This window comes from Streptomyces sp. WAC05292, assembly GCF_003949955.1.
GTDB lineage: Bacteria > Actinomycetota > Actinomycetes > Streptomycetales > Streptomycetaceae > Streptomyces > Streptomyces globosus.
The window spans coordinates 1-4059 of record NZ_RPSE01000486.1; the positions used below are offsets into that span (position 1 = coordinate 1).

Consider the following 4059-nt stretch of genomic DNA (forward strand, 5'->3'; position numbering starts at 1 on the left):
GTCCGGCACGTCCTCGCCCACCCCGCCGACGACCTTGGCGACGGCGCCGCTGTCGGGGGCGGGGGCGGCGGTGTACAGGCTCATCTGCGCCTGGTTGCCCGGGCGTTGCAGGTAGGTGACGAGGTCCCGGGCGACCTGCCGGGCGAGCTCCGGCCCGTGGTCCTCCTCGATGAAGGCGAGGGTGAGGTCGAGGGCGCTGGTGATGCCGGCCGCCGTGTACACGTTCCCCTGGCGGATGTAGATGGGGTCGGGGTCGACGCTGACCTTCGGGTAGCGGGCGGCGAGCCGCGCGGCGAACCTCCAGTGCGTGGTGGCGCGCCGGCCGTCGAGGAGGCCCGCGGCGGCGAGGACGGCCGCCCCGGTGCAAACGGAGGCGACGCGCCGGCTCTCCCGTGCCAGGCGGCGGACGTGGCCGACGAGCCGGTCGTCCGCGGCAGCCCGTTCGAAGCCGACGCCTCCGGAGACGATCAGGGTGTCGAGGGGGCCGGTGAGCCGTTCGAGGGACTGCTGGGTGTGCAGGGTCAGCCCGGTGCCGCAGACGATCGGTGCGCCGCCCGGCGCGGCGAGGCGGACGCGGTAGGCCCGCTCGGGCGTGCCGAGCCGGTTGGCCATGGCCAGGCCGGTCGTCACGCACGCGATGTCCAGCAGTTCGGCCGCCTCGAAGCCGACGACCACCATGAGCCGCTCCCCCATGACCCGACCCTATGCCGGAAGGACGGGTACCCCAAGCGGTCGGACGGGACGGGCCGCGGCGGCTGTGCCGGGGCCCGGCACCGGCACACCCTGGGCGTGACCGCCGACCCCTGCCGTCCTTCCGGGAGCCACCGTGACGACCGATTCCGCCCGCCGCCGCCCCCACGCGCCGTCCGCCGCCGTCGCCGCGTCCCGCGGCGCGCGGGTACGCGCTGCGGTGGCCCGCCGGTGGCCCGCCCTGTCGGCGCTGGCGCTCGGCGCCGCCACGTTCGCGGACGGGCTGCCGGGCCGGGGGTTCCTGGCGGCGCTGCTGGCCGCCATGCCGGTCTGCTACCTGCTCTTCGGGGCGTTCCGCCGGTCTTTCGGCGGGATGCGGACGGCCGCGGTGCAGGTGGCCGGGCTGCTGGTCTTCGGGGCGGCCGCCGCCGCCGCGGTGTCGGTCGGCGAGAGCGCGGGCCTGCGGCTGCTGGCCGCCGGGTGGGCGGCGCACGCCGTATGGGACTTCGTGCACCACCGGACCGGCCGGGTGGTGCCCCGGGCCTGGTCCGAGTGGTGCTGCGTGGTCGACCTGTGCGGGGCGGCCGCCCTGCTCGCCTGGTCCTGACTCGGGCGCGCCGCCTGCTCGGAGCGGGCCCCGCTACGGGAGCGGGGCCGGCGCGGAGCCGACGAGGGCCTGGAGGACGTCGACGGCGCTGCCGTCGTGGTCGCTGCCGGAGGTGCCCGAGCCGTTCTGCAGGTTGGCGGAGCGGTCGACCTCGACCATCGAGTCGGCGTGGGAGTTGTCGATGACGGTGATCAGGCTGCCGCCGGCGATGGCGGGGGCGGCCGAGGCGCCGGTGAGGGCGCAGGCCGCCGAGACGGCCGCGAGGGCCGCGGCCGCCAGGGAGGCGGGTGTGCGCTGTGCGGGCAGCCGCAGCGGGGTCCGGCGGATCACGCGCCGGCGCCTTCGAGGACGCGCTGGCGGGCGATGTTCCGGGCCAGCAGGCTGGTGGACTCCCGGACGCCGATGCCGCCGGCCGCGGCGGGCTCCGGCAGCCGGCCGTCGGAGAGCTTGAGGTCGGTCAGGGCGTCGTGGATCGCGCGGTGCGCGGCGAACAGGCAGGGGGTGCTGTAGATCGCGATGTCGACACCGAGTTCGGTGAGCTCGCCCAGGGACAGCCGGGGTGACTTCCCTCCGGCGATCTGGTTGAAGAGCAGCGGCTTTCCGGTGACGACTTCGCGGATGCGGCGGATCCACTCGACACTGCGCACCCCGTCGACGAGGACCACGTCCGCGTCGGTGGCGGCGAGCGCCTCGGCGCGCCGCAGGATGTCGGCCTCCTCGGTCGCGTCCGTCCGGGCGACGACGACGAGGTCCCTGCGGGTGGCGAGGACCATGTTGAGCTTGTCGAGGTATTCGGCGAGGGGCAGCACCTGCTTGCCGTCCGCGTGGCCGCAGCGGCGGGGGCGCCGCTGGTCCTCGAGGATGATGCCGGAGGCGCCGATGCGCTCCAGGCTCTCGACGACGTGGCAGGCGACCTCCGGGTCGACGTAGCCGTCGTCGATGTCGACGAGCAGGTCGTGGCCGGGGAAGGCGCCGCGCAGCCGCTGGACGAAGGAGAGCATGTCGGGCCAGGCGATGAACCCGATGTCGGGCAGCCCGTAGTACGAGGCGGCGAACCCGAAGCCGGAGACGAACATGCCGTCGTAGTGTTCGGCCGCGATCGAGGCCGAGTACATGTCGTGGACGCCGATGAGCGGGGTGGTGCCGGGGCCGGCGATGCGGGCCCGGAGCTTGCTTCCGTAGGTCAACGCGTCTCCTCGGAGGTGGTGGTGACGGCCGGCCGCACTATCGCGAAACGGTAATGCGGAGGCAAAGAAAGAGTCATCACGCTTTGTATCCGATCAAGCACGCGAAGCAACACAAGAGCGTCGGTGCGTCACCCACGGGAGTGACTCCGTTCACCGCAGAAACGCCACGCCGCCCGCGCCGCGAGCAGGGGTCGGGGAGGGCTCGGGGAAGGTTCGAGGGGGATGCGGGCGGCCCTCCGGCGACTCCTGCCATGTGCCGGCGCCCCGGCCGGTCGGCGGGCGGGCGGCCGTCCGCCCGTCAGCCCGCGTCCAGCCGGAAGGCGGCCTCCCCTCGGATTCTGCCGTTGACCTGGAGCTGGACGAGGTGCTCGCCGGAGAAGTAGCGGCGGGTGGTGAGGGGCTTGAAGGAGTGCCGCCTGGTTCCGGTGAGGGTCTCGCCGGGGGCCAGGGTGCGGGTGGCCAGTTTGAACACCTTGGGGGTGCGGCCGCCGTTCGCCTTCACGTGGTGGACGACGTAGTCGAGGACGAGCTCGGCGGGCGTGTCGGCGTCGTTGGTGAGGGCGTAGTCGAAGACGAGGTACTCGCCGACGGCGACCCGGGCGGTCGCGACGGCCGGCCCGCGGACGGTGACCGGCGCGTCGGGCGCGTGCCCGAGGACGGTCATGGCGTCGGCGCGGCCGGCCTTCACGAGGGTGCGCAGGCCGTGCCGGGCCACCCGGCCGGTGGTGGCCGCGGGCGCGGCCAGCCAGCGCCCGGCCGTCTCGACGGCGAGTTCGGGGTGGTCGCGGCTGATGTCGTTGAGGTGGTTGGCGACCGAACGGCGCACATAGTCGGAGTCGTCGCGGTAGAGGGCGTCCAGGAGGGGGAGCGCGGGCCGCGGGTCGGCGACGGACTCGGGCAGCTGCGGCGCCCACGGGAGCCGGGGCCGCGTGCCCTCGCTGACGAGGCGGCGGACGTGCGGGTCGGGGTCCTCCACCCAGGGGCCCATGAGTGCCAGGGCACGGTCCCGGTCGGCGCGCAGGAAGGGGCGGACCGCGGACTCCGCGGTCAGGCGCGGGGTGAGGTCGCGCAGCAGGGCGAGGGCCGGCTCGAACGCGGCGGGGCCCGAGGCGAGGCCGCGGACCGCGACCGCCTCGCCCACGGGAAAGGTCATCCAGCCGTCGAATCCGGGGTCGGCGAGGGCGCCGCGCACGGCGGCCTCGAAGGCGGCCCAGTCATCGGGCAGGTCGGCGAGGGCGGCGTCGCGGACGGCGGCGACTCGGCCGCTGAACGTCAGGCCGTCGAGCGAGGACGCGCAGGCCCCCAGGGCCGGGGCGGGGCGCCCTGGAGGCCTCGGTCCGGCTGCCGGGGCGAGGCGGCGGGCGAGGTCCTGGACGGTGTGCGCGCTGAGCAGTTCGTCGGCCGTGGGCATGGGGCCAGTCTGACCGGTCCCCGGCCCCTCCGGGGCGCGGCCCCCGGGGCACCGCATGCGGCGCCCGTCAGGGGAGCGCGCGCGGGCAGGAGGGGGAGCCGGCCGCGTCGGACACCGGCGGCGCCGGCCGGCCGGCACACCGGGGTCGGGGCCGGGTCGAGTCC

At 75.6% G+C, this 4059-nt stretch carries 5 protein-coding genes; 1 reads left to right on the forward strand and 4 read right to left on the reverse strand.

What is annotated here, in order from left to right:
- Positions 1-693: GlxA family transcriptional regulator (locus tag EF903_RS29715; protein WP_148142603.1), on the reverse strand; the 693-nt coding region annotated here is incomplete at its 3' end.
- A 133-nt stretch (positions 694-826) separates the two neighbouring features.
- Here EF903_RS29715 and EF903_RS29720 point away from each other — a divergent pair.
- Entirely contained in the window at positions 827-1297 is a 471-nt protein-coding gene (locus EF903_RS29720) for a hypothetical protein (RefSeq protein ID WP_260616098.1), read from the forward strand.
- A gap of 33 nt (positions 1298-1330) precedes the next feature.
- Here the strand turns inward: EF903_RS29720 and EF903_RS29725 are convergent, their stop codons facing one another.
- The 3 genes from EF903_RS29725 to EF903_RS29735 form a co-directional block, all read right to left on the reverse strand.
- Entirely contained in the window at positions 1331-1627 is a 297-nt protein-coding gene (locus EF903_RS29725) for a hypothetical protein (RefSeq protein WP_260616099.1), read from the reverse strand.
- On the reverse strand, positions 1624-2484 hold the full coding sequence (locus EF903_RS29730; protein WP_125548099.1) for an oxaloacetate decarboxylase: 861 nt from the start codon (positions 2482-2484) through the stop codon (positions 1624-1626). Before EF903_RS29730 ends, EF903_RS29725 begins: the two co-directional genes overlap by 4 nt.
- Before the next feature lie 298 nt (positions 2485-2782).
- A complete protein-coding gene (locus EF903_RS29735) occupies positions 2783-3895 on the reverse strand; it encodes a DNA alkylation repair protein (RefSeq protein WP_125548100.1) in 1113 nt (370 codons plus the stop codon).
- Positions 3896-4059: the final 164 nt, after the last annotated feature.

What these genes read in the sequence shown, in the direction of transcription:
- EF903_RS29735 (WP_125548100.1), bottom strand. Translation starts at nt 3,895, where the DNA reads ATGCCCACGGCCGACGAACTGCTCAGCGCGCACACCGTCCAGGACCTC.